The organism is Methylobacterium gregans, from assembly GCF_022179245.1.
GTDB lineage: Bacteria > Pseudomonadota > Alphaproteobacteria > Rhizobiales > Beijerinckiaceae > Methylobacterium > Methylobacterium gregans.
Map to the genome: position 1 here is coordinate 24,695 of NZ_BPQM01000014.1, position 24,811 is coordinate 49,505.

The 24,811-nt window shown below is 71.1% G+C and carries 26 protein-coding genes; 14 read left to right on the plus strand and 12 right to left on the minus strand.

The window, feature by feature from the left end; translation table 11 throughout:
* Positions 1–13 precede the first annotated feature (13 nt).
* The 12 genes from MFF54_RS03455 to MFF54_RS03510 all read right to left on the minus strand — a co-directional run bounded on the left by MFF54_RS03455 (position 14) and on the right by MFF54_RS03510 (position 10,599).
* Positions 14–361 carry a hypothetical protein gene (locus MFF54_RS03455; protein WP_238301245.1) on the minus strand — a complete coding sequence of 116 codons (348 nt, stop codon included), beginning with the start codon at positions 359–361 and terminating at the stop codon, positions 14–16.
* A 320-nt stretch (positions 362–681) separates the two neighbouring features.
* The gene (locus MFF54_RS03460; protein ID WP_238301246.1) at positions 682–876 is read right to left on the minus strand and encodes a hypothetical protein; all 195 of its coding nucleotides are present in this window, start codon (positions 874–876) and stop codon (positions 682–684) included.
* Positions 877–1,350: 474 nt separating this feature from the next.
* Complete coding sequence (locus MFF54_RS03465) at positions 1,351–1,869, minus strand: hypothetical protein (RefSeq protein WP_238301247.1); 519 nt, start codon at positions 1,867–1,869, stop codon at positions 1,351–1,353.
* Between the two features lie 218 nt (positions 1,870–2,087).
* Positions 2,088–3,044: a 3'-5' exonuclease gene (locus MFF54_RS03470; protein WP_238301248.1), complete on the minus strand. Its 957-nt coding sequence runs from the start codon at positions 3,042–3,044 to the stop codon at positions 2,088–2,090.
* A gap of 1 nt (position 3,045) precedes the next feature.
* The gene (locus MFF54_RS03475) at positions 3,046–3,999 is read right to left on the minus strand and encodes a metallophosphoesterase family protein (protein WP_238301249.1); all 954 of its coding nucleotides are present in this window, start codon (positions 3,997–3,999) and stop codon (positions 3,046–3,048) included.
* Positions 3,996–5,942, minus strand: a complete 1,947-nt coding sequence (locus MFF54_RS03480; protein WP_238301250.1) for an AAA family ATPase — start codon at positions 5,940–5,942, stop codon at positions 3,996–3,998. The genes MFF54_RS03475 and MFF54_RS03480 overlap by 4 nt, the downstream gene beginning before the upstream one ends.
* A gap of 68 nt (positions 5,943–6,010) precedes the next feature.
* Positions 6,011–6,805: a metallophosphoesterase gene (locus MFF54_RS03485; protein ID WP_238301251.1), complete on the minus strand. Its 795-nt coding sequence runs from the start codon at positions 6,803–6,805 to the stop codon at positions 6,011–6,013.
* 36 nt (positions 6,806–6,841) lie between these two features.
* Positions 6,842–7,294 (minus strand): hypothetical protein, encoded by a 453-nt coding sequence (locus MFF54_RS03490; RefSeq protein ID WP_238301252.1) that lies wholly within the window; start codon positions 7,292–7,294, stop codon positions 6,842–6,844.
* 85 nt (positions 7,295–7,379) lie between these two features.
* The gene (locus tag MFF54_RS03495; protein WP_238301253.1) at positions 7,380–8,330 is read right to left on the minus strand and encodes a DUF6634 family protein; all 951 of its coding nucleotides are present in this window, start codon (positions 8,328–8,330) and stop codon (positions 7,380–7,382) included.
* A gap of 343 nt (positions 8,331–8,673) precedes the next feature.
* A complete protein-coding gene (locus MFF54_RS03500; RefSeq protein ID WP_238301254.1) occupies positions 8,674–8,985 on the minus strand; it encodes a hypothetical protein in 312 nt (103 codons plus the stop codon).
* An 11-nt stretch (positions 8,986–8,996) separates the two neighbouring features.
* The gene (locus tag MFF54_RS03505) at positions 8,997–9,782 is read right to left on the minus strand and encodes a hypothetical protein (RefSeq protein WP_238301255.1); all 786 of its coding nucleotides are present in this window, start codon (positions 9,780–9,782) and stop codon (positions 8,997–8,999) included.
* Between the two features lie 442 nt (positions 9,783–10,224).
* Positions 10,225–10,599 carry a hypothetical protein gene (locus MFF54_RS03510; RefSeq protein WP_238301256.1) on the minus strand — a complete coding sequence of 125 codons (375 nt, stop codon included), beginning with the start codon at positions 10,597–10,599 and terminating at the stop codon, positions 10,225–10,227.
* 40 nt (positions 10,600–10,639) lie between these two features.
* Here MFF54_RS03510 and MFF54_RS03515 point away from each other — a divergent pair, with 40 nt between their 5' ends.
* The 14 genes from MFF54_RS03515 to MFF54_RS03580 all read left to right on the plus strand — a co-directional run.
* Positions 10,640–11,050, plus strand: coding sequence for a hypothetical protein (locus MFF54_RS03515; RefSeq protein ID WP_238301269.1), 411 nt, complete (start codon positions 10,640–10,642; stop codon positions 11,048–11,050).
* 81 nt (positions 11,051–11,131) lie between these two features.
* Positions 11,132–11,542, plus strand: a complete 411-nt coding sequence (locus MFF54_RS03520) for a FixH family protein (RefSeq protein WP_238301257.1) — start codon at positions 11,132–11,134, stop codon at positions 11,540–11,542.
* A complete protein-coding gene (locus MFF54_RS03525; protein WP_238301258.1) occupies positions 11,539–13,020 on the plus strand; it encodes an efflux RND transporter periplasmic adaptor subunit in 1,482 nt (493 codons plus the stop codon). The genes MFF54_RS03520 and MFF54_RS03525 overlap by 4 nt, the downstream gene beginning before the upstream one ends.
* The gene (locus tag MFF54_RS03530) at positions 13,017–16,190 is read left to right on the plus strand and encodes an efflux RND transporter permease subunit (protein WP_238301259.1); all 3,174 of its coding nucleotides are present in this window, start codon (positions 13,017–13,019) and stop codon (positions 16,188–16,190) included. Before MFF54_RS03525 ends, MFF54_RS03530 begins: the two co-directional genes overlap by 4 nt.
* A 19-nt stretch (positions 16,191–16,209) precedes the next feature.
* A complete protein-coding gene (locus MFF54_RS03535; protein WP_024830755.1) occupies positions 16,210–16,686 on the plus strand; it encodes a DUF411 domain-containing protein in 477 nt (158 codons plus the stop codon).
* 83 nt (positions 16,687–16,769) lie between these two features.
* Positions 16,770–16,982 (plus strand): heavy-metal-associated domain-containing protein, encoded by a 213-nt coding sequence (locus MFF54_RS03540; RefSeq protein ID WP_238301260.1) that lies wholly within the window; start codon positions 16,770–16,772, stop codon positions 16,980–16,982.
* A 92-nt stretch (positions 16,983–17,074) separates the two neighbouring features.
* Positions 17,075–17,542, plus strand: coding sequence for a hypothetical protein (locus MFF54_RS03545; protein WP_238301261.1), 468 nt, complete (start codon positions 17,075–17,077; stop codon positions 17,540–17,542).
* A gap of 85 nt (positions 17,543–17,627) precedes the next feature.
* Positions 17,628–19,367, plus strand: coding sequence for an efflux RND transporter periplasmic adaptor subunit (locus MFF54_RS03550; protein ID WP_238301262.1), 1,740 nt, complete (start codon positions 17,628–17,630; stop codon positions 19,365–19,367).
* A gap of 13 nt (positions 19,368–19,380) precedes the next feature.
* Entirely contained in the window at positions 19,381–22,530 is a 3,150-nt protein-coding gene (locus MFF54_RS03555) for an efflux RND transporter permease subunit (RefSeq protein ID WP_238301263.1), read from the plus strand.
* A gap of 21 nt (positions 22,531–22,551) precedes the next feature.
* On the plus strand, positions 22,552–22,917 hold the full coding sequence (locus tag MFF54_RS03560) for a hypothetical protein (protein ID WP_238301264.1): 366 nt from the start codon (positions 22,552–22,554) through the stop codon (positions 22,915–22,917).
* A 26-nt stretch (positions 22,918–22,943) separates the two neighbouring features.
* Positions 22,944–23,342, plus strand: a complete 399-nt coding sequence (gene copM, locus MFF54_RS03565) for a CopM family metallochaperone (protein ID WP_238301265.1) — start codon at positions 22,944–22,946, stop codon at positions 23,340–23,342.
* 180 nt (positions 23,343–23,522) lie between these two features.
* A complete protein-coding gene (locus MFF54_RS03570; RefSeq protein ID WP_238301266.1) occupies positions 23,523–23,855 on the plus strand; it encodes a four-helix bundle copper-binding protein in 333 nt (110 codons plus the stop codon).
* A 55-nt stretch (positions 23,856–23,910) separates the two neighbouring features.
* Positions 23,911–24,393, plus strand: coding sequence for a DUF305 domain-containing protein (locus MFF54_RS03575; RefSeq protein ID WP_238301267.1), 483 nt, complete (start codon positions 23,911–23,913; stop codon positions 24,391–24,393).
* A gap of 66 nt (positions 24,394–24,459) precedes the next feature.
* On the plus strand, positions 24,460–24,811 hold a 352-nt coding region (locus MFF54_RS03580), incomplete at its 3' end, for a YHS domain-containing protein (RefSeq protein WP_238301268.1).

Consider the following 24,811-nt stretch of genomic DNA (forward strand, 5'->3'; position numbering starts at 1 on the left):
GACGCGGTCCCCTTCAGCTGTGGAGGTCGAGGTGGGCGTCCAGAACGGCGCCGGTGGCGCAGTCGATGGTCACGCCGATCCAGAGGCGGTGGAGGGTGCCGTCACCGACGATCGGGAGGTCGAGCGGCTCAAGGCTGAGAACCGTCTCGAACTGCTCGGCGATGGCGTCCGCGCCGGTGCAGTCGATGCACGACGTCGGCGCCGGTTCGGGGCGCCGCGGAAGGCTCCGCCGCCGCGGCGGGTTCGGCGCGGGGCCGACCTCGTTGCCGTGCGCGGGGGCGGCGGGGCCGCCCGGCCGATGGTTGGCGCCGTCGAGGTCGCCATCCACGTCGTGGGTCCAGGATGTCGTTGGCCGGTCCATGACAAAAGTCTCCCGTCCCGCCGGGACGGGGTCCCGGTCGGCTTGTGGTGCTGCCCTGTCGGGCTCGTTTCGGAGTCGAAGGTCACGCGACGCGGTCGGGAGCGGTGTGCCAGACCTTACGACCGACACACCGCACCCCACCGCAGCCGATGCAGGTGGTCCCCGGATGCAGTCCCATGAGCGGGGACTGGAATGGGGGGGGCCCAGACAGAGGTCGCTACGGGAGCGCGTGGAGCCGCGCCCCCGGGGCCGGCCCGCACCGCCTTGCCTCTCACCCCGTCAGTGAGGCTCGACGGGGGATCGACCCGCGGCGGATCACCTCAGAACAGCGACAGCTGGCGGTCGTCGGCGAGTTCTGGCTCGCGCGTTTGGCACAGGGCTTGGCAGCGCACCGCCCGACGAGGAGGCGCGGCGGCGGCAACATCGTCGACTGAGGGCCGGCCGGCCGGGACCGCCTGAGGGCTGGGATCGCCGAAATCGAAGTTCAGCTGGTCGGGATGGCCGGCGCGCGCCATGCGTGCGTGCGGCCGAGGGGAGAGTGGCATTCTCATCGTGGTGGCACTCGCGGCTGTGGATAGACCCGTGGCCTGCCGAGACGGATGAGAAACCGCCTGCCGCACCGCTTGCGACCTAGGCCGCGGAGTGCTATCAGGCAGATTCCGGCGCGCGGACTGGTACTCCGTGCGATCCGGCGGCAAGTCGGGGGCGACCCTGGATTGCTCGATAGGCTAGGGGTGACCTTGGCTGCTTGGCGGACCGGTGCGACCCGGCTCCGTCGCAGGACTAGAAGGACTTGGGGTGGCCCGGGTTCTTTGTGGTTCACACCGCCTGGTAAGCGGTGCGGATCGGGTCCTGGATTGGCTCCCACACCTTTCGTGAGGCGGGGGCTGGTGAGGCTGGTGAGGCCTAAAGGGCTCGCGTTGCTTGCAACGCGGGCCTTTTCTCATGGCGGCTCACGCGCCGAGCGTCGGGTGCTGCGCGCTGGCATCTCAAACCCTCCCTCGCTTGGCCCCATTCGAAGTCTTGGGCGAACTACCGTTCGCGGTCTGCTCTTCCCCAGGGATGTGTTTCGGCCCTCGCCCGAGAGCGTACCAGTGCGTCGCGATCCGGTCGTGCCGGACAAGGCCCGCCCGCTTCAGGGACACCTTGGCTTTTTCGCTGCTGTCCTTCGTGAAGCCTCGCTCGGCGACGATCTGGTTGAGGGCCATCCCGGAAAGACCCGCATCCCCCGCGTCCGCCAGCGCATCGACGATGATCTGAGCGACCGGGCTCCGCAGGCGCGGGGCTTGGGCCGCCTCGACGGCGCCCGCCTCCGAAGGCGCCCGCTCGGGTGTCCCATCAGGCACCAGGCCGGCGCCAGCATTGGCACGCAGGGCGGCTAAGTCCTCGCGCAGTGCCGCAAGTTCAGCCCGCGACTTCAGGATCGCGGCCAGCGCGGTCTGCAGCGCCGCGTCGGCACGGTCGCAAGCCTTGATCTTCTCGGTCAGCGAGTCGGCCGCCGTCGCCATGGCTCCTCCTGGACGTCTCCATTGGGCGGTTGTAGCGACCGACCAGGGAGAGTCAAGCGAAACCTCCGGTGATGGCATGGTGGTGGCCTGGACCTGGTAGGGTGTAGGCCTGGATATGGGCCGGGCTCCGTGCCATTTTCGCTCGCGCCGGCAACTCACGGCTTCTCCGGCGCTCGGACCGCGACGGGTCGAACCGGGAGGCACCCGGACGGATCGCCCTAGCTTGGCTCTTCGGTCCCGCCTCCTCGCACGTCGTCGACCTTCCGGGTGGGTCTGCCTCCCGCCCCCTTCAGCATCATCGGGACGGGACGACGCGAGGCGGCCCAGCGGTCGAGGAAGGAGCCGAGGTGCGGCCGGGCATCCCGTTCGCGGGTGAGGTAATCGACCAGGCTCGCCATCGAGGCGTCGTGGTCTGCGGCGGTGCTGGCGCCGGACATGTGAGCCCACCGGAAAAACAAGGAGACGGTGTTCAAAACGTCGGTCTCGCAGTACGACCGGATCCTCTCGATCTCCCCGGCCGCCGCGAGCGCCTCCACCATGGAGCCGTGCTCCTCGCCCTTGCCGGGCAACCCCATCGCCCTCGCCATCTCGTCGAGGCCCATGCGCGTGGCGCTGCCGTAGGACGAGAGCAGCTCGGCGAGGTCGCTGTGGTACTCGGGCGCGTAGCGCCGGGTGTAGCCCGCCCAGCGGTCGCCGCGCAGGAAGTAGGCGCTCGCCGGGATGCCGTACAGGAACGCGCGAAGGATCAGCACGGGCATGTCGAAGGCCCTGCCATTCCAACTCACCAGCCGGAAGTCCCCCTCCGAGAACATCTCCCAGAAGCCCCGCAGCAACCGCTCTTCGCTCCAGCCCGGCTGGCCGCCGCTGCGGCAGCACTCGATGACGTAGTGCTCGGAACCGTCGTTGCCGGCCTCGATCCTGGCCTCGGCGAACGAGATGGCGGACACGGAGTGCCACGCGGGTTTGAGGAACCGTTCCTTGGGCCAATCCTGCGGAACCAACTCCGCGTCAGGGGTCGTCTCAATGTCCAGGCAGAGGATGCGCGCGGGTCGGGCCCGCGCGGGCGCGGCCGTGCGGCCGGCGTGCGGTGGCGCCCGCCGGGCCTGGCGAACCGGGGGAAGCTGGCGCGGCGGGACGCCGAGGGGGAGCACGCCCTGGCGGGGGACGGTCGTCATGTCAGGCCTCCACGATGAATGCTGGGTCGAAGGCGGCGCGGCTGAACGCCCGATGGCCGGACGCCCGGGGGTTGGCGACGATCCGGGTCCGCCCCACCACGACGTCCACCGGCTCGGGCACATGGCCGTGTATCCAGAGGGCCGGCGCTCCCCAGGCGGCCATGACCCCCTCTAGGTCGGAGGCGAGCGAGGCCGCGATCCACTCGTCGCAGAGGTCGGGCAGGGCCTCCGGCGGCAGGCAGCGCACCGACGGGGCGTGATGGGTGACGACGACCGCGCGGTCTCCGCGGCGCGCGTCACGGACGAGGGCGACCGGCGACGCCCGGAAGCCTGTCGCCTGGGCGACGATGGAGCCGAGCGCGTCCTCCAAGAATGCCCGCGAACGCGCGTGCGCGCCGGTGGCGTCGTGCGGGAGGTAGGGAAGCGAACCGGCGCGGCGGATGAGATGGCAGTCGCGCAGGTGGTGGCGTGCGTGGCCGCGGGCGAAGGTCGCCCTCCGCGGGCCATGAAGGGCCCAGTCGGTCCACAAGGTGGCGCCGAGGAGGTACAGGCCCGTGCCGCGCCCGTCGTCGACGCGCAGGGCATCGTCCGATAGCAGCGCGATGCCGAAGCGGGCCGCGAGCTCGCGCCCCCGTCCGAGGGTCTCCTCGACGTCGCGGCCGCCCCAGAACTCGCGGTTGCCCGGGACCAGCACGACGGGGCGCGAGCCCTGCCGTCCGTCCAGGCCTCGCGCCAGCCAGGCGACGGACGCCTCCAGATCGTCGGAGACGTTGCCGGCCACGACGAGCACGTCGAAGTCCGGGAGGCAGGCGGGCATCGCGTAAGGGTGACGGTCGACGCCCAGGTCCGACATCACCCAGAGGCGGTATCGCGGCGCCGGGGTCCCCCCGCCCGCGGACCCCGGCGCCGGGACGGCGTCCCGTCCCAGGGCCCGCGGATCGGCGTGGCGCGTCATCGGCCGCCCTCCCACGCCTGCCTCGGCCGGCGGGCTCGGGCGTCGGCGAGGTGCCTTCGCAGCGCGTCACCGCCCAGCACCCGCCGGTCCAGCAGGGCCTCGGCGACAGCCTGCACGACATCCTGGTATTCGGAGACGAGGCGCTCCGCCTCCGCATGGAGGCGGGCGAGATCGGCCTCGACGGCGGCGCGCAGCGTCGGGTCGGCCAGGGTGCCGGCGACGTCCTCCATCGGGCCGCGGTAGGCGATGCCTACCCCCAGGCCGAACGAGGCGTGAATGCCCGCGACGAAAGCGGTGGCGCGCGCGAGGTCCGAGGTCGTGCCGCCGCCGGCCCCGGCGCTCGCCTCCCCGAGGAACACCACCTCGGCGGCGCGCCCGCACAGCAGTCCGATCACCATGCGCTCAAGGTCTTCGCGGGTCGGCAGGGGGCCGAGGCGCGCGCGCATGACGGTGCTGCCCGCCGCGTCCGCGCGCAGGATCAGGTCGACCTGCTCGACATGTGCGATCCGCAGAACTTCCGCGCCGACAGCATGCCCCGATTCATGTATCGCGCTTCGCATTCTTTCCCCGGACGAACGGGTGTCCGGCGGGGCGACGACCTCCAACAGGTCCTCGGCCTGCAGGGGCCGGCCGGCCGCCCGCGCCCGCGCGCGCGCCTCCTGAAGCCAGCCGACGACCTGCGCGCCGCTGGCGCCGAGCCCCAGTTCGGCGACGACGCCCAGGTCGAGGTCGGGCAGGTCGGCGCCCAGGTGCTGCCGGACGATGGCGGCGAGCTCCGGCGCGGAGGGCGGCGCGATGCGGATGATCCGTCCCAGCCGCCCCGGGCGGACTAAGGCCGGGTCCAACCGGTCAGCATGGTTCGTCGCGCCGATGATGCACACGCCGGCCTCCTCGCGAGCGCAGCACTCGTCGATTTTGAGAAGCATGTGCGTCACAACTGGGGTCCACCATGAAGAATTCCTGCCATCCAGCGAGGACCTGGAAGGGATACTATCGCACTCCTCCAAGCATAGGATTGATGGCGCCTTTGAATAAGCCTCCTCGAACACAGTATCAATGTGCTTTATTACGCCATCCAAGTAGCCGTTAGACTGCGAGAACCACGAAGACACTGAACTGACGATAAGAGGTAGTTGGGCCGACTTGGCCAGCGAGCGAGCATAGGTGCTTTTTCCTAGTCCGGGATTCGATGCAAGGACCACGTTCCGGTCCAGCGCGGCGAACGAGGCGATGCGCCCCTCCCGCCAAGCTTCCAGGTCACCAATCAGGCGCATCCCCCAGGCATGGGCCTCGCCGTAGCCGCGCAGGGCGGGGAACGGGACCGCGTCGGCTACCTGCCGGTCGACGGCAGAACGTGCCGCGACGGCGGCGGAAAGGCGCGCCACGCAGGCGCGCGCCGACCCCGCGCGGATGGCGGCGCAGAGATCCCAGATGCCCAGCCCGGCAGCGACGGCCGGCGGCATGTCGGGCGGACGCTGGCCCGTGGCGGCACGGATCACGCGCGCGAGCACGTCGTTCGACGGCGCTGGGACGCGGTGGCGCGCGTCGGCGGCGGTGAGGAGCGCCGAGGGCAGATACCGCTCGCAGGCCTGGGAAATCCCAAGCACCCGCCCGCCCTCCGCGAGGCGACGGGCGACGGCGTCGCTTCCGCGATCCGGTCGGTCCTCGGAACGGGACGAGCCGGTGCGGGCATAGACGACAGACCAATCCCCCAGGACCGAGCAGGCCGACCGGATCGGCTCGACCCACTCGGCGGAGGGTACTTCCAGCACGAGTGCGTAGGAGCCCGCGCGGGCGATGCGGCGGCGCTCCGCGGCGGGGATGGCCGCCTCCAGGGTGAAGGCGGCCAGGGTTTCGGTGGCGGGCGCCCGCCGTCCCCGTCGGTCGAGAACGGACGCGTCGTCCTCGGCATCGTCGCGGAAGTAGAGAAGATCGTCAGCCATCGAAATCCCCCGTCGTGCAGGCCGGCGGGCATCGCCGGCGGGTCGTCGTGCGGGCAGCGGGCGGCAGCTCAGACCTCGATGACGAGCCCGGGATCGAAGCGGGGGTTCTCGCCTGGGTAGCCGCAGGGATTGCAGACGACCCGCGTGGACCCGAGGCGATAATCGAACGGCGTGTGGACGTGTCCGTGGACCCACAGGTCCGGCCGCCCCGCGCGGATGAGCGGGCCGAGGTCCGAGGCGAAGGCCGGGTTGAGGCGATGGCCCGCGTAGGCGGGCGCGACCGAGCCCGGGCTCGGCGCGTGATGCGTGACCACCACGTGCGGGCCGCGCCGCGTCAGGGGCGGGTCCGTCTCCAGCAGGGCGCGCTCAAGGAAGCGCCGCGACGCCATGTGCAGCGCGAGGGCCTCTTCGGGACGGAAGGGCCTCCAGCGCGGATCGTGCGACCAGGCGATCCGGCGGTGGTCGTTCAAGCCGATCCTAGCGGCGTCCATCGCGGCGGCGCGCGTCGCGATGCCGGCCAGGGCGTAATCGGTCCACAGCGAGCAGCCCGAGAAGGTGCAGCCGCCGAGCGTCACGGCATCGTTGTCGAGGAGCTCGATGCCCAGGCGCGCCGCCGCCCGCCGGCCGAGGGCGAGCTCCTTGTCCATGGCCCCGCCGTAGAACTCGTGGTTGCCCGGGGTGAGCACGACGGGCATGGCGGGACGGATCGTGGCGGCGAGCCACGAGACCGTGTCAGCGAGGCCCTCGCCGACGTCGCCCGCTACCACGGCGACATCCGCATCGGGGATAGCCGCCGGCGTCCAGGGGGATGCGGCAGCGTCGCGATGAAGGTCCGAAAAGATCCAGATCCGCAATTCTTGCACTCCCGTGGTTCAGCAGGGCGGGAATCGGGGCGGGGCTCAGCCCCTCGTCGGCGGCGCCGGCCGCCGGCGCGGCCACCGGCGGGACCAGCGGTCGGCGCGGTCGAGCAGCTCCTCCGCCCGGGGATGCATGTGCGCGAGCGCCGCGAGGCCGTGGGCGAGCACGAGCGCGGCGGTCGCGTCGCCGCGGGCGGCGTGGACGAGCAGGCCGCTCATCGCGAGGTCGAACGCCGGCGTGCCGGTCGGGTGGTCCTGGAGGACGTCCACCCCCGCGGCGACGATCGCCGTCGGATCGCCGCGCAGGGCCTCGGGCCAGCGCCTGTGGTGCAGGAGCAAGGCCGAGCCGACGACCGCCCGCTCGACCTCGGCAAGGGTCGCCGGCTCGATCTCCCCGGGATCGCATAGCCGCCAGACGGCCAACGTCCGGTTCTCCAGGTCCGCGCCCTCGGCGACCCTGGGCCGCCTCGCGGGCCCTTCCTCGGTCACTCGCATCCACGATCCTCCTGATCGGACATGGCTCCGCCGACCGGCGCAGGGCCGGGCAGCCAGGGGCGGCATCGGGGTGACGTGAGGGGACTTAGAACGACGCGAAGCCGCCGCGCGCGGGCGTGCCCAGGCGGTAGTACCGCGACAGCGTCCGGGCCCAGCCTTCCCCGCAGGCGTAAAGGTCGGACGTCCTGATCCTCTTGCCGTCCGGGATGTCGGGGTGCCCGTAAACCCGGCCGACGAGGATGCGGACCTCGCGCGTCGCGTGCTGCCACTCCTCCAGGCGCGGCGCGTCGACAAGGTCGCAGGCGTCCGGCTTGGAGCCGTCCCGGATGCCCTGGAGCTCGTCAGCGAGGTCGTGCAGGCGGTCACCGGCCTCCCGTTGGTCGGCTTGACGCGCGGCCGCGCATTCCGTCCCGAGTTCGGCGGCGTACGCACGCGGATCGACCGCTTCCGCCCGGGGCGTCCGGCCGGCGACGCGCATGGCGGCCAGGACCGCGATGCCGGCCGCGAGGGTCCTCGCGGTCCGGTCGCCCTCCACGACGCGGGTCGCCTCCTGGCGGCTCAGCGACGGCAGGACCGCCGGCAAGACGCGCGGGCGCCCGCCTTCACCTGCGGTCGCGAACCGCGACATCGCGAGCGCGAGCGCCGCCGCCGCAGGGGCGCCTCCGCTCCGCCCGCAGCCCAGCAGCCACGGCGGAACCGGTCCGCCTGGTCCCGCCCCTGGGGGCTCGGCCGTGCCCGCGCCCGCGTCCAGGCCGGTTTCCGCCAGGGCGCGAGCCGCGATGTGCTCGTCGAGTGGCGTCGGGCCAACGACGACGACCGACACGTCGACGCGGGACCGCAGGGTGGCATCGCCGAGGCACCGCGCAGGCAGGTCCAAGACCACGTGGCGATCCGCGGCGACCGCGCCCGCGATGTCCAGGGCGACAAGCGCATCGACCTCGGCCGGCGTCTCGGCCTCCCGCTCCACGAGAGTGACCTCTTCCTGGCGGATACGAAGCTCGGGGAGGCGCGCCTCCCCCGGCAGGGTGACGCGCACGAGGGTCACCGCCTGGCCGAGGACGGCATGGGCGTCGGCGAGGATCAGGGCGGCCTGCGTTGCGTCCGTCCGCCCCGAGCATCCGAGAATGGCGCTGATCAGTGGAGGCCTCCACGAAAAGGCACGGACCCGGCCAGCGCGGCGAGGAGCTCGCCGTGCCGGACGCGCCAGACATGCATGATTGAAGAAGCATATAATACAATGAAAACCGCCAAATATGCAATGCAGTTTTCAAGTAATCAACACCTGTCCCAGTAGTGCGGTTAATATCCACAGGAGCCTGTGGATACTTCGGACGACTGCCAAGCCACGGGTCGCCCCCGAGGCCTAGCGTCAAGGCCGCTCACCAGAAGGCCCAGTCCTCCTCGTCCCGGATGGCTTGGCGCTGGCGCCAGGCACCCGCGAGCGCTGCATCATCGTCGGCGTGGTCGAAGTCGGGGTCGAGCAGCAGGGGAAGCGGGGCCTCGTCCCAGTCCGAGTAAGCGTCGCCGGCATGGGCCGCGCGGCCGGACGTGGGACCCTCCAGGCTCCCCATCGTCCGGTCGCGTGCCTCACGGACGGAGGAGCGCTTCCGCGCACGCCGGCCCCGGCCGGCATCCGGTGCCCCGCGAACGGTGGGCGCGTCTTGAACGGTGGGCTTGGTGCGGATGATCATGATGGCCCCCATCAGGCAGGAACGGCACACGCGCAGCCCGCCGCCTGGCGGGGCGCAACCTGAGGCTTGACCGTCTTGGGCCTGCGCCGGCCCAGCAGCCTCGACCGGCGCCCCGGGACAGGTCGCTCCACCCGGATTCGGGGCGTCGGCAGCCCGACGGGGTCGGGGAGTTCGTCGTCGAGATCGGCGGCCAGCTCAAGAAGGCTTGCCCGGAGCCTCAACTCGGCGGCCGTTTCCGCTCCCGCGAGCAGCGCGCGGAGGTGGCCGGGATCGAGCCGGGCCGCGTACGGGTCCTCGGCGGCGAGGTGCAGCGCGGCGGCGAGGCCGACGGCGCGGAGCCTCAGGTCGGCCGAGGGCTCGCCGGCCAACAGCGTTGCGGCCTCTGAGCGACGGAGGGTGCCCAGCGAGACAGGAAGCGCCCGCAGGCCGGCCGGACGCGCGCTGGCGCAACAGGGAAGTAGCCAGGGTGGGGCGAGGTCGCGCCCCGCGTCCGCGGCCACCGCTTCGCGCGCGGCGCGGGCCGCCCACGGTTTCGCCCCGAACGAGACGACGACGGCATCGACACGGCATCTGATGGCCCGGTCGCCGAGATGGGCGAGCGGTAGCGCGACCATGAGGTCGCGCCCCTGGCTACGCGCGGCGTCGAGGATCGTGGGAACCGCCGCGACGATCCGCTCGCCGCCAATGACGAGACTGGGTGTGGGGTCGTCGGCGATGGAGCGGCGGTTGTAGGCGGTGCTTGCGAGGAGGGCGGCATGGCTGGCCGACAGGTCGTCGGCGAAGAAAGCTGCAATCACGGGAAGCCTCCGTGAGGTAGTCCGAGCCTTTTGGCACCGTAGAAGTGTAGACGAGGCGCCGACCTGAGCGCTACTGAAATCTATAGTCACTAGAGATTTCAACTGCCCTTGGTAAAGGCGGGGTTGCCGCGCCTCCCGTCTCCCTCTTCGGCAGGCCGCCCCTGAAACTTTCCGGCACGCCGCCGACCATGGCGCGATGCTCGCGGATGGCCGGCGGGCCGCATGCCGCCATGACGTCTTACGGGCCGTCGCCGCACAGCTGCGCATTGGCTATGGTGAGGAGCCCCGAACGGCGGAAAACCTTGCCGGAGCGAGGGTGGCCACGGCGCCGAAGCGCACGTCCGGGTTGTCGAGGTCGCCGCGCTACATCGCCTTGGGCATGACCCGCTCAGGCACCTTCCGTTTCGCTGAACGTAGGCCGCGCGCTGGTTTCATTACCGGTTCAAGGCGCCGCGCCCAGATTGGGGCACTCAAGAACCGGAAGGTCATCACCATGAAAGCACGTCTCGCAGCTCTTGCCGTCGCGGCGGTTATCCTGGTTCCCGGCGCCGCCTCGGCGCAGTGGTATGGCCATGGTCCTCGGCACCACCACCATCACTGGGAGCACCACCAGCACCATGGCTACGGTCACCGCCATGGTCACGAGCGGCACCATCACCACGGTTACGACCGTCCCGTTCACTTCGATCGGGGCCACCACCATCACCATCACGGGTACTGACAACCTCGGAAGATCGCCGGGATCGACCGTACCGGTCCCGGCCGTCGCGCCGCCCCTTGACCTTCCCACCGTTGGAAGGGGCACCATGGCGGCCATCGACCTTCCGCGTGTCCCGGAAAACTGGCATCGTCGATTCGTGACGTTCTGGCTCGCCCTCCGGCGGCTGCTCCCGCTCCTGGCGGTTCTCAGCCTCGCCTTGACGCCGGTGACCGCCTCCGCGGCCGCCACGGGCATGCACGCGTCCGCGACGGTTCAGGCTCGCGGCTCGCACGAGCCGATGCCTGCCATGGACCATGCCGGCATGGACATGGGCGGCATGAACATGGACGACATGCCCTGCTGCCCGCCGGAGAAGGCGGACAAGTCGGACTGCGCCAAGTCGGGCTGCCCGTTGATGGCGCTCTGCCTCGCCAGCGTCGCCTCTCTGCTGCCGAGCGCGATCGCCATCGCGGCGCCAAGCGCGACGCGTGCGGCACCGGCTTGGCCCGACACGGCGTCCTTCGCCAGCCTGCACGGGCCACCGCTACCCGAGCCCCCCCGAGCCTGAACCCGATGCCGCCGGCGCTCGCGCCGGCACGGTGACGCGCGTCCGCGCCTCGCCATCCATCGTGTTCAGGAGATGAGACCCGTGACCAAGAACACCTTCGCGCGCGCCGTGCCGGCCGCGCTGCTCGGCGCCGCCCTGTCGGCATCGACGTTCGCCCCGCCCGCCCTGGCGGACATCAAGGACTACCGCTTCGAACTCGTGCAGCAGGAGGCGAAGGTCGGCGAGGCCGTCATCGCCGTCCGGCTCGTCGACCAGCGGAGCGGCAAGCCGGTGACCGACGCCGTGGTCTTCGCCAAGCGCCTCGACATGGCCCCCGATGCCATGGAGGAGATGGCCACCAAGGTCGAGCAGGTCCCCTCGACCGAGCCCGGCATCTACCGTTTCAAGGCCAAGCTCTCGATGCAGGGCCGCTGGCGCCTGTCGCTGGCCGCCAAGGTCCAGGGCGAGACCGGCACGGTCGAGGACAAGCTGGTCCTTCAGGCCGCGAAATGACCCGCTCGGCATGGTTCGCCGGCACCCTCGCCGCGCTCGCGGCGGGGGGCCTCGGCTACTGGGCCGGACAGCAGGACGGTCCCGTTCCGGCGTTCGTCGAGCGGGCCCGGCACGGCGTCGCCCGCTTGCTGCCCGCCGCGCAGGCGCCGGCCCCGTCCAAGCCCGCGTCCGGACCGGTGGTCTACTACCGGGACCCGGACGGGAAGCCCGTCTACTCGGCGTCGCCGATGGTGACGGCGGACGGCCGGGAGTTCCGGGCCGTCCGCGCCAGCGAGGACGTGCGCTTCGACGACGGGGACGGCGAGGCCATGCCCGCGGACATGGCCGGGCACCACGCGGAGCCGGGCGAGGCGGCCAAGCCCGGCGGTGACGCCCGGCGCGTCCTCTACTACCGGAACCCGATGGGCTTGGCCGACACCTCGTCGGTGCCGAAGAAGGACTCGATGGGGATGGACTACATTCCCGTCTACGCGGGCGAGGACGAGGCCGGCGTCGTGAAGGTCTCGCCGGGCAAGGTCCAGCGCACCGGCGTGCGGACCGAGCTCGCGGAGCGCCGGGTCCTGTCGGTGCCGGTGCGGGCGCCGGGCAGCGTCGGGGAGGACGAGCGCCGCGTCTCCGTCATCGCCATGCGCACGGACGCCTTCATCGAGAAGGTCGAGCCGGTCACAACGGGCGACCACGTCCGCAAGGGCCAGCCGTTGCTGCGCCTGTTCGCGCCCGAGATCAACGCGGTCGCGGCCCAGTACCTGACCTCCATCGGCTACGAGGGCGGCCGTCGGCGTCTGGAGAACCTCGCCATCCCGCCGGAGGTCATCGACGAGATCGAGCGGACCCATAAGGTGCCACCCTCCATCACATGGTCCGCGCCCCGGGACGGCGTCGTGGTCGAGCGCAACGTCTCGGACGGGATGAAGGCCAAGTCCGGCGACGTCCTGTTCCGCATCGTCGACCACACCCGCGTCTGGGTGCTCGCCGACGTGCCGGAGCGCGACCTCGCGGGGGTGGCGGAGGGGCAGAGGGCGACGGTGCGGGTCCGGGCCTTTCCCGACCGGACCTTCGCGGGGACCGTGACGCGGATCTACCCGCACCTGATGGCGGAGACCCGAACCGCCCGGCTGCGCATCGAGCTGGCCAACCCCGACGGCGCGCTGCGCCCCTCCATGTACGCCGACGTCGAGATCGCGACCGGCGACGCCAAGCCGGTGGTGGCGGTGCCCGACGACGCCGTCATCGACACCGGCGAGCGCCAGGTCGTGCTGCTCGACCGCGGCGCGGGGCGCTTCGAGCCGAAGGCGGTGAAGGTCGGCCTGCGCGGCCGGGGCTACGTCGAGATCCGCGAGGGCGTCTCGGCCGGCGACCGGGTGGTCACGGCGGCGAACTTCCTGATCGACGCCGAGAGCAACCTGAAGGCCGCGCTGCAGGGCATGACGGCGCCCAAGGATGACCGGCAGGCGGCGAGCGCGGGAGGCACGCCGTGATCGCCCGCCTGATCGGCTGGTCGGCCCGCAACCTCGTCCTGGTGCTGATCGGGACCGTGTTCGCGGTGGCGACCGGCGTCCTGGCGCTGCGGACCCTGCCGCTCGACGCCATCCCCGACCTCTCGGACGTTCAGGCCATCGTCTACACCGAGTACCCGGGCCAGGCGCCCCAGGTCGTCGAGGATCAGGTCACCTACCCGCTGACCACCGCCATGCTGACGGTGCCGAAGGCGAAGGTGGTGCGCGGCTTCTCGTTCTTCGGCGTATCCTTCGTCTACGTGATCTTCGAGGACGGCACCGACCCGTACTGGGGTCGCTCGCGCGTGCTGGAGTACCTCAACGGCGCGGCGAGCCGCCTGCCGGCCGGCGTGACGCCGACGCTGGGTCCCGACGCGACCGGTGTCGGCTGGGTCTACCAGTACGTGGTGGTGGCGCGTGAACGGACGCTAGCCGAGCTCCGCTCCCTGCAGGACTGGGTCATCCGCTTCGGTGCCTCTCGGGCCGAGGGCGTGGCCGAGGTCGCGGGCGTCGGCGGGTTCGTGAAGCAGTACAACGTCGTCGTGGACCCGAACCGGCTGCGCGCGCAGGGCATCAGCCTCAACAAGCTCCGGGACGCCATCCGGTCGAGCAACGCCGACGTCGGCGGGCGCACGGTTGAGCTGTCCGAGTTCGAGTTCATGGTGCGCGGGCGCGGTTACCTGAAGAGCGTCGCCGATATCGAGAACATCGTGCTCAAGACCGTGGGCGGCACGCCCCTGCGGCTCCGGGACGTCGCCCGGGTCGAGCTTGGGCCGGACGAGCGCCGCGGCATCACCGAGATGAACGGCGAGGGCGAGGTCGCGGGCGGCATCGTCCTGCAGCGCTTCGGCGCCAACGCCCTGAACGTCATCGAGGGCGTCAAGGCGAAGCTCGCCGAGGTCGCGAAGGGCTTGCCGGCCGGCACCGAGATCCTGCCGGTCTACGACCGCTCGCAACTCATCGACGCGGCCATCGACACCCTGCGCCACACGCTGGTCGAGGAGAGCGTCGTCGTCTCCCTCGTCTGCATCGTGTTTCTGCTGCACGTGCGCAGCGCGCTCGTGGCCATCCTGATGCTGCCGGTCGGCATCCTGATGGCCTTCGCCGGCATGAAGGCGCTCGGAATCGGCGCCAACATCATGTCGCTCGGCGGCATCGCCATCGCGGTCGGCGCCATGGTCGACGCCGCCATCGTCATGATCGAGAACGCCCACAAGCACCTGGAGCGGGCCCCCCCGGACAAGCCGCGGGTCGAGGTCCTCGTCGAGGCCGCCGCGGAGGTCGGGCCGTCGCTATTCTTCTCGCTCCTCGTGATCACGGTGAGCTTCCTGCCGATCTTCACCCTGGAGAGCCAGGAGGGACGGCTGTTCGGGCCGCTCGCCTTCACCAAGACCTTCGCCATGGCGGCGGCGGCGCTGCTGTCGGTGACCCTGGTGCCGGCCCTGATGGTGCTGTTCGTGCGCGGGCGCATCGTGCCCGAGCACCGCAACCCTCTGAACCGGCTTCTGATCTGGCTGTACCGACCACTCATCGCCGGCGTGCTGCGGGCCCGGATTCCCACCATCCTGCTCGCGGTGGGCGTGCTGGCCGCGACCGCCTGGCCGGCACGGCAGCTCGGCTCCGAGTTTATGCCGGAGCTCGACGAGGGCACGCTGCTTTACATGCCAACCACACTGCCGGGTATCTCGGTGACCAAGGCCGGCGAGCTCCTCGCCACTCAGGACCGCATCATCAAGAGCTTCCCCGAGGTGGCCTCGGTCTACGGCAAGGCCGGGCGCGCCAACACGGCGACCGACCCCGCGCCGATGGAGATGTTCGAGACGGTCATCACCCTGAAGCCGAAGGCGGAGTGGCGCCCGGGCGTGACGCTCGCGAGCCTCAAAGCGGAGATGGACGCCGCCCTGCAGTTCCCGGGCGTGTCGAATGCCTGGACGCAGCCGATCCGCGCCCGCATCGACATGCTCTCGACCGGCATCCGCACGCCCGTGGGCGTGAAGGTGCTCGGCACAGACCTCAAAGCGATGGAGGGGGTCGCCCGCCAGGTGGAGACGGTGGTGCGGGCCGTGCCGGGCACGTCGAGCGCCTATGCCGAGCGGGTCATCGGGGGCTACTTCCTCGACGTCACGCCGGACCGCGAAGCGCTCGGGCGCTACGGCCTGATGGTCGGGGACGTGCAGGACGTTGTCGCGACGGCCCTCGGTGGGCAGACCGTGACGAACACCGTCGAGGGCCGCGAGCGCTACACGGTCAACGTGCGCTACAAGCGCGCCTTCCGGTCGGACCCGAAGGCCATCGCGACCGAGGTCCAGGTGCCGCTGCCCGCCGGCGGCACGGTGCCGCTCGGCGAGGTGGCCAAGGTCGAGCTGAGCCGTGGCCCGACCTCGATCCGCACCGAGAACGGGCAGCTCGCGGTCTACCTGTTCGTCGACATCGCCGGGCGCGACCTCGGCGGCTACGTCGCCGAGGCGCGCAAGGCGGTGGCAGACGCGGTGCGGCTGCCCCAGGGCACGACCCTGCAGTGGAGCGGGCAGTACGAGTACCTTGAGCGAGCGGAGGCGCGCCTCGCGGTCGTGGTGCCGCTGACGCTGCTGATCGTGTTCCTGCTGCTCTACCTGAACTTCCGGCGCCTGACGGAGACGCTCATCGTGATGCTGTCGCTGCCTTTTGCCCTGGTCGGCGGGGTGTGGCTGCTCTGGTGGATGGGCTTCAACCTGTCGGTCGCTGTGGCGGTCGGCTTCATCGCCCTGGCCGGCGTCGCTGCCGAGACCGGCGTGATCATGCTGGTCTACCTCGACCACGCCCTCGACGAGGTCCGCGCCCAGTGCGAGCGCGAGGGACGCCCGCTCGCGCGCCCGGACCTGCGCCGGGCCATCATGGTCGGCGCGGTCGAGCGGGTCCGGCCCAAGATGATGACGGTCGTCGCCATCATGGCGGGCCTGCTGCCCATCCTCTGGAGCACCGGCTCGGGCTCCGAGGTCATGCAGCGCATCGCCGTGCCGATGATCGGCGGGATGGTCTCCTCGACCTTGCTGACCCTGGTCGTGATCCCGGCGGTCTACGCCCTGGTGAAGGGACGCGGGTTGCCGCCGTGGGACCAGGTCCCCCACGAGACGGCGGGTGGGAACGTAAGGCTGCCGCAGGCGGCCGAGTGAGAGCGAACGGGAGATGACGATGAAGAGCGATACGATGCCGTCTCGACGTGCCCTGCTCGCGGGTCTGGCGGCGGGGCTGGCGCTCGGACGGGGCGCCCTGGCGGAGGGGCTGCCCACGGTCGCGGTGACCAAGGACCCGAACTGCGGCTGCTGCGAGAAGTGGGTGACCCACCTGCGCGATGCCGGCTTCACGGTGACGGTGACCGAGGGCCCGGTGAACCCGGTGAAGGCCCGCCTCGGCGTGCCGCGAGACCTCGCCTCCTGCCACACGGCGCAGGTTGGTGGCTACGTCGTCGAGGGCCATGTCCCGGCCGGCGCCATCAAGCGCCTGCTGGCGGAGAAGCCGCAGGGGACCGGGCTGGCGGTGCCGGGCATGCCGGTTGGCTCGCCCGGCATGGAGGTCGATGGCATGGAACCGGACACATACGAGGTCACACTTTTCGGACCCGAGAGGCGGAGCGCCTTCGCGCGCTACCGCGGCGGCGAGTTGGCCTGAGCGAATTGTCCGGAGGGATCACCCTTGACCTTCCCATGATGGGAAGCCCCATCTGGGTGTGACGCCATCCAAGGGAGTGCGTCATGCATCGGTTCAAGGTCGAGAAGATGGGTTGCGGCGGCTGCGCCAAGTCGGTGACCCGCGCGGTCCAAGGCATCGAGCCGAACGCCCGGGTCGAGGTCGAGCTCGGAGCCAATCTCGTGACCGTGTCGGATGCCGCCGGCCCGGCGGACCGGATCGCCCAGGCCATCGCCGCTGCGGGCTTCCCGGCCGAGCCCCTGCTCGCGGCGGCTTGAAACGCCGCGATGGCAACCAAACCTGCCTGCAGGCATTCACGTCTCAACGGCGGACATAGTCCCGCCTTCGGAATCGGTGTAAGCCAGAACTCATGAGCCTCGACCGGCAAATCGTGCGCCTGATGGCGGCGATGATCCTCGCGATCATCGCCTACGTCGCGCCGTCCGCCGTCCAGGCCCACGAGGGGCACGCCCACCACGGCCATCACATGGCCGCGGCGCAGCCGAAGGCAGCCCCTGCGCCGGCTTCGGCCGTCGTGACCACGCCCGCCAAGCCGGCGGTCCGCTCCGAGGCGTCCGCCTCGCTCAAGGTCGCGCTCCCGGCCGCAGCCGTCGAGCCGGCGCGCATCGAGGCGGCCCGGGACGGCGGCTGCTGCCCCGGGCCCTGCAAGACCCGCTGCTGCGGACCGATGGCCTGCTGCGCCACCGGCATCCTGTCCGGCCCCTTCGCCCTGTCGCCGGTCCCGTTCCGGACCGTCACGCTGATCCCGCGCGACGTCGCCGGCCGTTCGGGCCCCGGCCCCGAGGCCCTGCCCAAGCCCCCACGAACCCTCGCGTGAAGTAGGGCGCGCCTGAGGCGCGCAACGCCCGGAGTGCGCCCGCGAACGGCGCCGTCCGGACTTCCCGACGCGAGGATTCCTGTTCATGTCGACCCGTTTTGCCGCCGCCCTGCGCGCGGTGGCGCTGCTTGCCGCCGTCCTGGCGGGGCCGGCGCTCGCCCACGAGGGCCACGACCACGGCGCCGCCCAGCCCCCTGTCTCGAAGACCATCGCCCCGCGCGGCGAGGCGCTCTCGGACGCCTTCGAGCTCGTCGCCATCCCGCGCGACGGGACCCTGACGCTGTTCCTCGACCGCTTCCGGACGAACGAGCCGGTGCCCGGCGCGACCATCGAGGTGGAGACGCCGGACGGTCCCAAGGTCGCGACCGCCACGACCGGCGGCGGCTACGCGCTGCCGGCCCCGTGGCTGTCGAAGCCCGGCCGGCACGATCTCGTGGCGACCGTCACGGCCGGCGATGCTGTCGACGTGCTCACCCTCGCGGTCACGGTGCCCGATCCGAAGGTCGCCGCGGCCGCGGCGCCTGCCAAGCCGGCCCCGGCTCAGGCTGCCCTGGCGCGCGTCTCCGAGGTCGCCCTCGACGTCCGGGAGCGGCTTACGGCCAAGGACCCGGCCCTGGTGGCCGCTGTCGCGGTCGCCTTCCTGCTCGGCGTGCTGGTGACGGCGCTCGCACGCGGGCGCCGTGGCGCGCCGGCGGTGGCGCTGGTCGCCATCGGCATCACCCTCGTGCTCGGCACCGCCGCCTTCGCGCATGGCGACGAGGACCACGGCGCACCGGTGCAGGGAGCGGCGCTGATCGAGCCGCGCCAGACCACGCCGGCCTCGTCGGACCTCGCGCAGCGCCTGCCCGACGGCTCCGTCTTCGTGCCGAAGCCGACGCAACGGCTGCTGGTCCTGCGCACCACCATGACCGAGCAGGGCAGCTTCCACCGCTCGGTCGAGCTGCCCGGCCGCATCATCCCGGACCCGAACGCCAGCGGCGTCGTGCAGTCCTCGGTCGGCGGCCGTCTCTCGCCCCCGCCGTCCGGCCTGTTCCCACGCCTCGGCACCAAGGTGCGTAAGGGCGACGTGCTGGCCACCGTGACGCCGCCGGTCCAGGCCGTCGACGTCTCCGACATGCGGCAGCGCCAGGGCGAGCTCGACCAGCAGATCGCCATCGTCGAGCGCCGGGTCGAGCGTTTCAGGAAGCTCGCCACGAGCGGCGCCGTCGCCCAGACCCAGCTCGACGACGCGGTCGCCGAGCTCAACGGGCTGCACGACCGCCGCGCCGCCCTCGACAAGATCAGGCAACAGCCCGAGACCCTGGTAGCACCCGTCGACGGCGTGGTGGCGCAGGCGACCGCGGTGGCCGGCCAGATGGCGGCCCCCGGGGCCATGGTGTTCCAGATCGTCGACCCGAACCGCCTCTGGGTCGAGGCGCTGAGCTTCGACGCCCTGACGGCGGCCCAGAACGCCACGGCGCGGCTCGCCGACGGACGCACCCTGAAGCTCGCCTACCAGGGCACGGGCCTCGCGGATCGCAACCAGGCCATCCCGGTGCAGTTCGCGGTGCAGGGCGACGCCTCCGGCCTGCGCGTCGGCCAGTTCGTCACCGTGCTGGCCGGGACCGATACGGAGCAGTCCGGCTTGGCGCTGCCGCGCGCGGCGGTCGTGCGCACCGGCAACGGGCAGGACGTCGTCTACGAGCACACCACCGCCGAGCGCTTTGAGGCCCGGCCCGTGCGGGTCGAGCCGCTCGACGGCGGCCGCGTGCTGGTCGCCGAGGGGATCGGACCCGGCAAGCGGGTCGTGACCCAGGGCGCCGAGCTCCTCGACCAGGTGCGCTGAGGAGGCCGGCCCGATGTTCACCTTCCTCGTCAGCCAGTCGGTCCGCAACCGCCTGCTCGTCCTCGCCATGGCCACGGTGCTGGTGCTCTTCGGCGCCTTCACCGCGACCAAGCTGCCGGTCGACGTCTTCCCCGACCTGAACAAGCCCACCGTCACCATCATGACGGAGGCCGAGGGCTACGCTCCGCAGGAGGTCGAGCAGCTCGTCACCTACCCCATCGAGACCCGGATGAACGGGCTGCCCGGCGTGACCCGGGTGCGCTCGGTCTCGGGCGTGGGTCTGTCCATCACCTACGTCGAGTTCGACTGGGGCACGGACATCTACCGCAACCGCCAGCAGGTCGCGGAGCGGCTGGCCCTGGTGCAGGACCAGCTGCCCCGGGGTGTGACCCCGGTCATGGGGCCGATCTCCTCGATCATGGGCCAGATCCTGCTGGTGGCGGTCACCAGCGAGACCGCGAGCCCGATGCAGGTGCGCGAGGTTGCCGACTTCACCATCCGGCCGCGGCTCCTGACCATTCCGGGCGTGGCGCAGGTCATCCCCATCGGGGGCGAGGTGCGCCAGTTCCGGGTCAGCCCGAACCCGGCCGCCATGCGCTCGCTCGGGGTGACAAACGCTCAGCTTGAGACGGCGCTGGCGCAGTTCGGCACCAACGCCGGCGGCGGCTTCACCGACCAGCATTCCCGCGAGTACCTCATCCGGAACATCGGCCGGACCATGAGCCTCGACGACCTCCGCAACCTCGTGGTCGTGACGGTCGCCGACACCCCGGTCCACTTGCGCCAGGTGGCTGAGGTCTCCTTCGCCGCACGGACGAAGCGGGGCGACGCCGGCTACATGGCCAAGCCCTCGGTCATCGTCTCGGTCGAGAAGCAGCCCGACGTCGACACCGTGCGGCTGACCCGCAGCATCGAGACGGCCCTGAAGGAGATGTCGTCGACCCTGCCGGCCGGCATCAAGGCCAACCAGGTCCTGTTCCGCCAGGCCGACTTCATCGAGACCTCGATCCGCAACGTCGAGCGCGTCCTCGTCGAGGCCGTGCTGGTGGTCGCGGTGGTGCTGTTCGCCTTCCTGCTGAACGTGCGCACCACGGCCATCTCGCTGCTCGCCATCCCTGTCTCGGTGCTGACGACCGCGGTGGTGTTCCACCTGTTCGGGCTGTCCATCAACACCATGACGCTCGGGGGCTTGGCCATCGCCATCGGCGAGCTCGTCGACGACGCGGTGGTCGACGTCGAGAACATCTACCGGCGGCTCGGCGAGAACCGGCGGGCGGGCAACCCGAAAAGCGTGTTCCAGGTGGTGGTCGAGGCCTCCAACGAGGTGCGCTCCGGCATCGTCTACGCGACGCTCATCATCATCCTGGTGTTCGTGCCGCTCTTCGCGCTGTCGGGCATCGAGGGCCGGCTCTTCGCCCCGCTCGGGCAGGCCTACATCATCTCGATCCTGGCGAGCCTACTCACCTCCATCACCCTGACGCCGGTGCTGGCCTCCCTGCTGCTGCCGGGCTTGAAGAACCTGGAGGAGCACGACAGCCGCTTCCTGAAACTGCTCAAGCGCGGCAACGCCGCCCTGCTGCGGGTCGCCTTCCGCCACAAGGGCCTGCTGGTCGGCACCGTCGCGGCGGCGGTGGTGGCCGCGGGCGTAGCCGCCTGGAACCTGCCGCGGGCTTTCCTGCCGCCGTTCAACGAGGGCTCGTTCACGGTCAACATGACCTTCAACCCGGGGATCTCGCTGGCCGAGAGCAACCGGGTCGGGCTGATCGCCGAGAAGCTGCTCTTGGACATCCCGGGCGTGAAGGCGGTCGGCCGCCGCACCGGCCGGGCCGAGCTCGACGAGCACGCCGAGGGCGTCCACTCGTCCGAGATCGAGGTGGCGCTCGACGAAGGCGCCAAGCGTCCGAAGGAGGCCCTCGTCGCCGACATCCGCGGGCGCCTCGCGGCCCTGCCGGTGGCCGTCAACGTCGGCCAGCCGATCTCGCACCGGCTCGACCACATGCTCTCGGGCGTGCGGGCCGAGATTGCGCTCAAGGTGTTCGGGGAGGACCTCGACGCCCTGCGCCGGGTCGCCAACTCCCTGCGCGACCGGATGGCCGCGATCCCGGGGCTCGTCGACCTGCAGGTCGAGCGGCAGGTCCGCATCCCGCAGCTTGAGGTGCGGGTCGATTACACCCGGGCGGCCCTCTACGGCGTGCAGCCGGCCGCCGTCGTCGAGCAGATCAGCCGCCTCTCGAACGGGCGGGTGGTCTCGACCGTGGTCGACGGCGTGCGCCGCTTCGACGTGGTGCTGCGCCTGTCCGAGAACCGCCGGACCACCGCGGGCCTCGGCGACCTGCTGCTGGAGACGCCCTCGGGCTGGGTTCCGGCGCGCCAGGTGGCCGACATCCGCGAGACCGACGGGCCGAACCAGATCCTGCGCGAGAACGCCCGGCGCCGCATCGTCGTCCAGGCCAACACCAACGGCGAGAGCGACATGGCCACCATCGTGGCGGCCATCCGCGAGGCCGTGGCGAAGGAGCCGCTGCCGCCCGGCTTCTTCACCAGCCTGGAGGGCACCTTCCAGGCGCAGGAGGAGGCGAGCCGGACCATCGGGGCGCTCTCGGCGCTGTCCTTGGCGCTGGTCTTCGCCATCCTCTACAGCCGCTACCGCTCGGCCGCGCTCGCCCTCATCATCATGGGCAACGTGCCGCTCGCCCTGATCGGTTCGGTGGCCGCGCTGTGGCTGGTCGGGCAGCCGCTGTCGGTGGCGTCGATGATCGGGTTCATCACGCTGACCGGCATCGCCGCGCGTAACGGCATCCTCAAGATCAGCCATTACCTCAACCTCGCCATCGGCGAGGGAGTGCCGTTCGGACCCGACCTCGTGGTGCGCGGCAGCCTGGAGCGGCTGACCCCGGTGCTGATGACGGCCCTGTCGGCCGGCGTGGCCCTAGTGCCGCTGCTCTACGACGCCGCGAGCCCTGGCAAGGAGATCCTGCACCCGGTGGCGGTGACGATCTTCGGCGGCCTGATCAGTGCGACGCTGCTCGACACCTTCCTGACCCCCGTCCTGTTCCTGCGCTTCGGCCGCAAGCCCCTGGAGCGTCTGCGCGCCCTCCACGCCGAGGCGCCGGCCCACCCATCCCCGGACGGAGCGCGCCCGCGCCCGGCCGAGGCCTACTGAACCCCGAGAGGAGACCTGAGCATGATGCTTCCGAGACTGACCCTGGCCGGCGCCCTCCTGGCCGCGACCGCCGCCTACGCCCACGAGACCGCCGGCCATCACGGCGGCCGGGTGGCGGACGCGGGCAAGTTCCACGTCGAGCTCGTCGCCAAGGGCGAGACCGTCGACGTGTTCGTGTCCGACGAGGGCCAGAAGCCGGTCCCGGCCGCGGGCTTCAAGGGCACGGCCATCCTCGTCGTCGGCGGCAAGCCGACCCGCGTGCCCCTGGAGCCCGCCGACGGCAACCGCCTGACAGGCAAGGCCGCGGCGGCCCTCGGCGACAGCCCGAAGGGGGCCGTGCAGCTCACCGGTCCCGACGGCGCCACCGCCAGCGGCAAGTTCAACTGACACCACGCACCAGGAAGAATCCTTCGATGAAGACGCTGACCTCGACCCTCGCCGCCGCGGCCCTGGCCCTCGGTCTCTCGGGCATCGCCCTGGCGCACGAGGCCCACGACCATGCCGGGCATGCCGGGCACGACCACGCCGCGATGACGGCGACGGACAAGGCGGACACGCCGGCGACCAAGGCGTTCCGGGACGTCGGCGCCGAGATGCACCGAGACATGGACATCCGCTACACGAACGACGTCGACGTCGACTTCGTGCGCGGCATGATCCCCCACCACAAGGGCGCCGTCGCCATGGCCAAGGTCGCCCTCCAGCACTCCAAGGACCCCGAGATCCGGAAGCTGGCCGAGGAGATCATCAAGGCCCAGGACGTCGAGATCGCCCAGATGGAGGCCTTCCTCAAGAAGAAGGGCACCCAGTGAGGTCGCCCTTGCGCAGGTAGGCGGCGCTCCCAAACCCGTGATCGTCCAGAGTATTTATTTCTGAACGCTTCGCGGATTGGGGAGTTTGATATCAAGTTTATAGCTAGCTGGTCGAGTTAATACTTTATCAGATCTCTAGTTGTGCCCATATCTTCCGATAAAGCCGCGATGGAGACCAGAATGAGCCACGTGTCGAGCGAGATGCAATCCTGCATCGACGAGTGCCTGCGCTGCTACCAGACCTGCCTGGGCATGGCCTCGAACCACTGCCTGCCGGCCGGCGGCAAGCACGTCGAGCCGGGGCATTTCCGGCTGATGCTCGCCTGTGCCGAGATGTGCCGGACCTCGGCGCACTTCATGCTGATCGGCACCCCCGAGCACAAGCACACCTGCCGGGCCTGCGCCGAGGTCTGCGAGGCTTGCGCCAGGAGCTGCGAGCAGGTCGGCGACATGCAGGACTGCGTCGCGCAGTGCCGGGCCTGCGCCGAGAGCTGCCGGAAGATGGCCGCCTGAACCCGACGCGGCGGCTCGACCGGCCGCCCCCGCCAACCAACCTGAGGAGGCAATCTTGTTCGTTCGCACCCTGACCCTCGCCGCGACCCTGGCGCTCGCCGGCACCGGGGCGGCCTTCGCCGCCGACCACGACCACGGCTCCATGCAGGGGCCCTCGTTCGAGCTGCCCGCGGCCTGCAAGGCGGCGTCGGCCGCCAAGGAGGACTCGATGAAGGACATGCAGGGTCACATGTCCCAGGCCATGCAGGGCATGGGCGGCCAGATGACCGAGGCCCAGAAGGGCCTGCAGCAGGCCATGATGTCGATGAACGGCCCCATGATGCAGGGGATGATGGCCAAGGACGCCGACGTCGCCTGGATCTGCGCGATGATCCCGCACCACCAGGGCGCCATCGCGATGGCCCAGGTCGGGCTCAGGAACGGCGACAATCCCGAGGCGAAGAAGATCGCCGAGAAGACCATCCAGGAGCAGGAGAAGAGCATCGCCGAGCTCAAGTCCTGGCTCGACAAGAACGCCCGGAAGGAAGGCCGCCAGTAAGCCGCCGGCGCCGTCGGGTCGCTCGTGGCCCGGCGGCGCCTCCTCGGCCATGCGGAAGGAGCGGTCATGAGCGACGCGCCACAGGGACATCACCCCGCCCCGGGAGGCCATGCCTGCGCGGGCGGCCACGGCCATGCCGGTCACGGGCACGGGCATGCACATGGCCATGCGCGCGGCGACCAGGCCGGCATCGCGGCGAACGACGCGGGTGCCGGCCGTGTGAAGGACCCGGTCTGCGGGATGCTGGTCGACCCGCATACGACGAAGCACCGGGCCGAGCACGGCGGCCACCCCTACTACTTCTGCTCGAACGGCTGCCGGACCAAGTTCGAGGCCGACCCGGTCCGCTACGTCGACCCCGGCCAAGCCGCGACGAAGGCCGACCCGGTGCCCGAAGGCACGATCTACACCTGCCCGA

Coding starts and splice junctions, on each gene's coding strand:
- MFF54_RS03570 (WP_238301266.1), top strand. CDS start 23,523: ATGAGCCACGTGTCGAGCGAGATGCAATCCTGCATCGACGAGTGCCTG.
- MFF54_RS03465 (WP_238301247.1), bottom strand. CDS start 1,869: ATGGCGACGGCGGCCGACTCGCTGACCGAGAAGATCAAGGCTTGCGAC.
- MFF54_RS03550 (WP_238301262.1), top strand. CDS start 17,628: ATGTCGACCCGTTTTGCCGCCGCCCTGCGCGCGGTGGCGCTGCTTGCC.
- MFF54_RS03545 (WP_238301261.1), top strand. CDS start 17,075: ATGAGCCTCGACCGGCAAATCGTGCGCCTGATGGCGGCGATGATCCTC.
- MFF54_RS03540 (WP_238301260.1), top strand. CDS start 16,770: ATGCATCGGTTCAAGGTCGAGAAGATGGGTTGCGGCGGCTGCGCCAAG.
- MFF54_RS03500 (WP_238301254.1), bottom strand. CDS start 8,985: ATGATCATCCGCACCAAGCCCACCGTTCAAGACGCGCCCACCGTTCGC.
- MFF54_RS03535 (WP_024830755.1), top strand. CDS start 16,210: ATGAAGAGCGATACGATGCCGTCTCGACGTGCCCTGCTCGCGGGTCTG.
- MFF54_RS03560 (WP_238301264.1), top strand. CDS start 22,552: ATGATGCTTCCGAGACTGACCCTGGCCGGCGCCCTCCTGGCCGCGACC.
- MFF54_RS03490 (WP_238301252.1), bottom strand. CDS start 7,294: ATGCGAGTGACCGAGGAAGGGCCCGCGAGGCGGCCCAGGGTCGCCGAG.
- MFF54_RS03470 (WP_238301248.1), bottom strand. CDS start 3,044: ATGACGACCGTCCCCCGCCAGGGCGTGCTCCCCCTCGGCGTCCCGCCG.
- copM (WP_238301265.1), top strand. CDS start 22,944: ATGAAGACGCTGACCTCGACCCTCGCCGCCGCGGCCCTGGCCCTCGGT.
- MFF54_RS03555 (WP_238301263.1), top strand. CDS start 19,381: ATGTTCACCTTCCTCGTCAGCCAGTCGGTCCGCAACCGCCTGCTCGTC.
- MFF54_RS03480 (WP_238301250.1), bottom strand. CDS start 5,942: ATGGCTGACGATCTTCTCTACTTCCGCGACGATGCCGAGGACGACGCG.
- MFF54_RS03455 (WP_238301245.1), bottom strand. CDS start 361: ATGGACCGGCCAACGACATCCTGGACCCACGACGTGGATGGCGACCTC.
- MFF54_RS03510 (WP_238301256.1), bottom strand. CDS start 10,599: ATGGCCGCCATGGTGCCCCTTCCAACGGTGGGAAGGTCAAGGGGCGGC.
- MFF54_RS03460 (WP_238301246.1), bottom strand. CDS start 876: ATGGCGCGCGCCGGCCATCCCGACCAGCTGAACTTCGATTTCGGCGAT.
- MFF54_RS03475 (WP_238301249.1), bottom strand. CDS start 3,999: ATGACGCGCCACGCCGATCCGCGGGCCCTGGGACGGGACGCCGTCCCG.
- MFF54_RS03525 (WP_238301258.1), top strand. CDS start 11,539: ATGACCCGCTCGGCATGGTTCGCCGGCACCCTCGCCGCGCTCGCGGCG.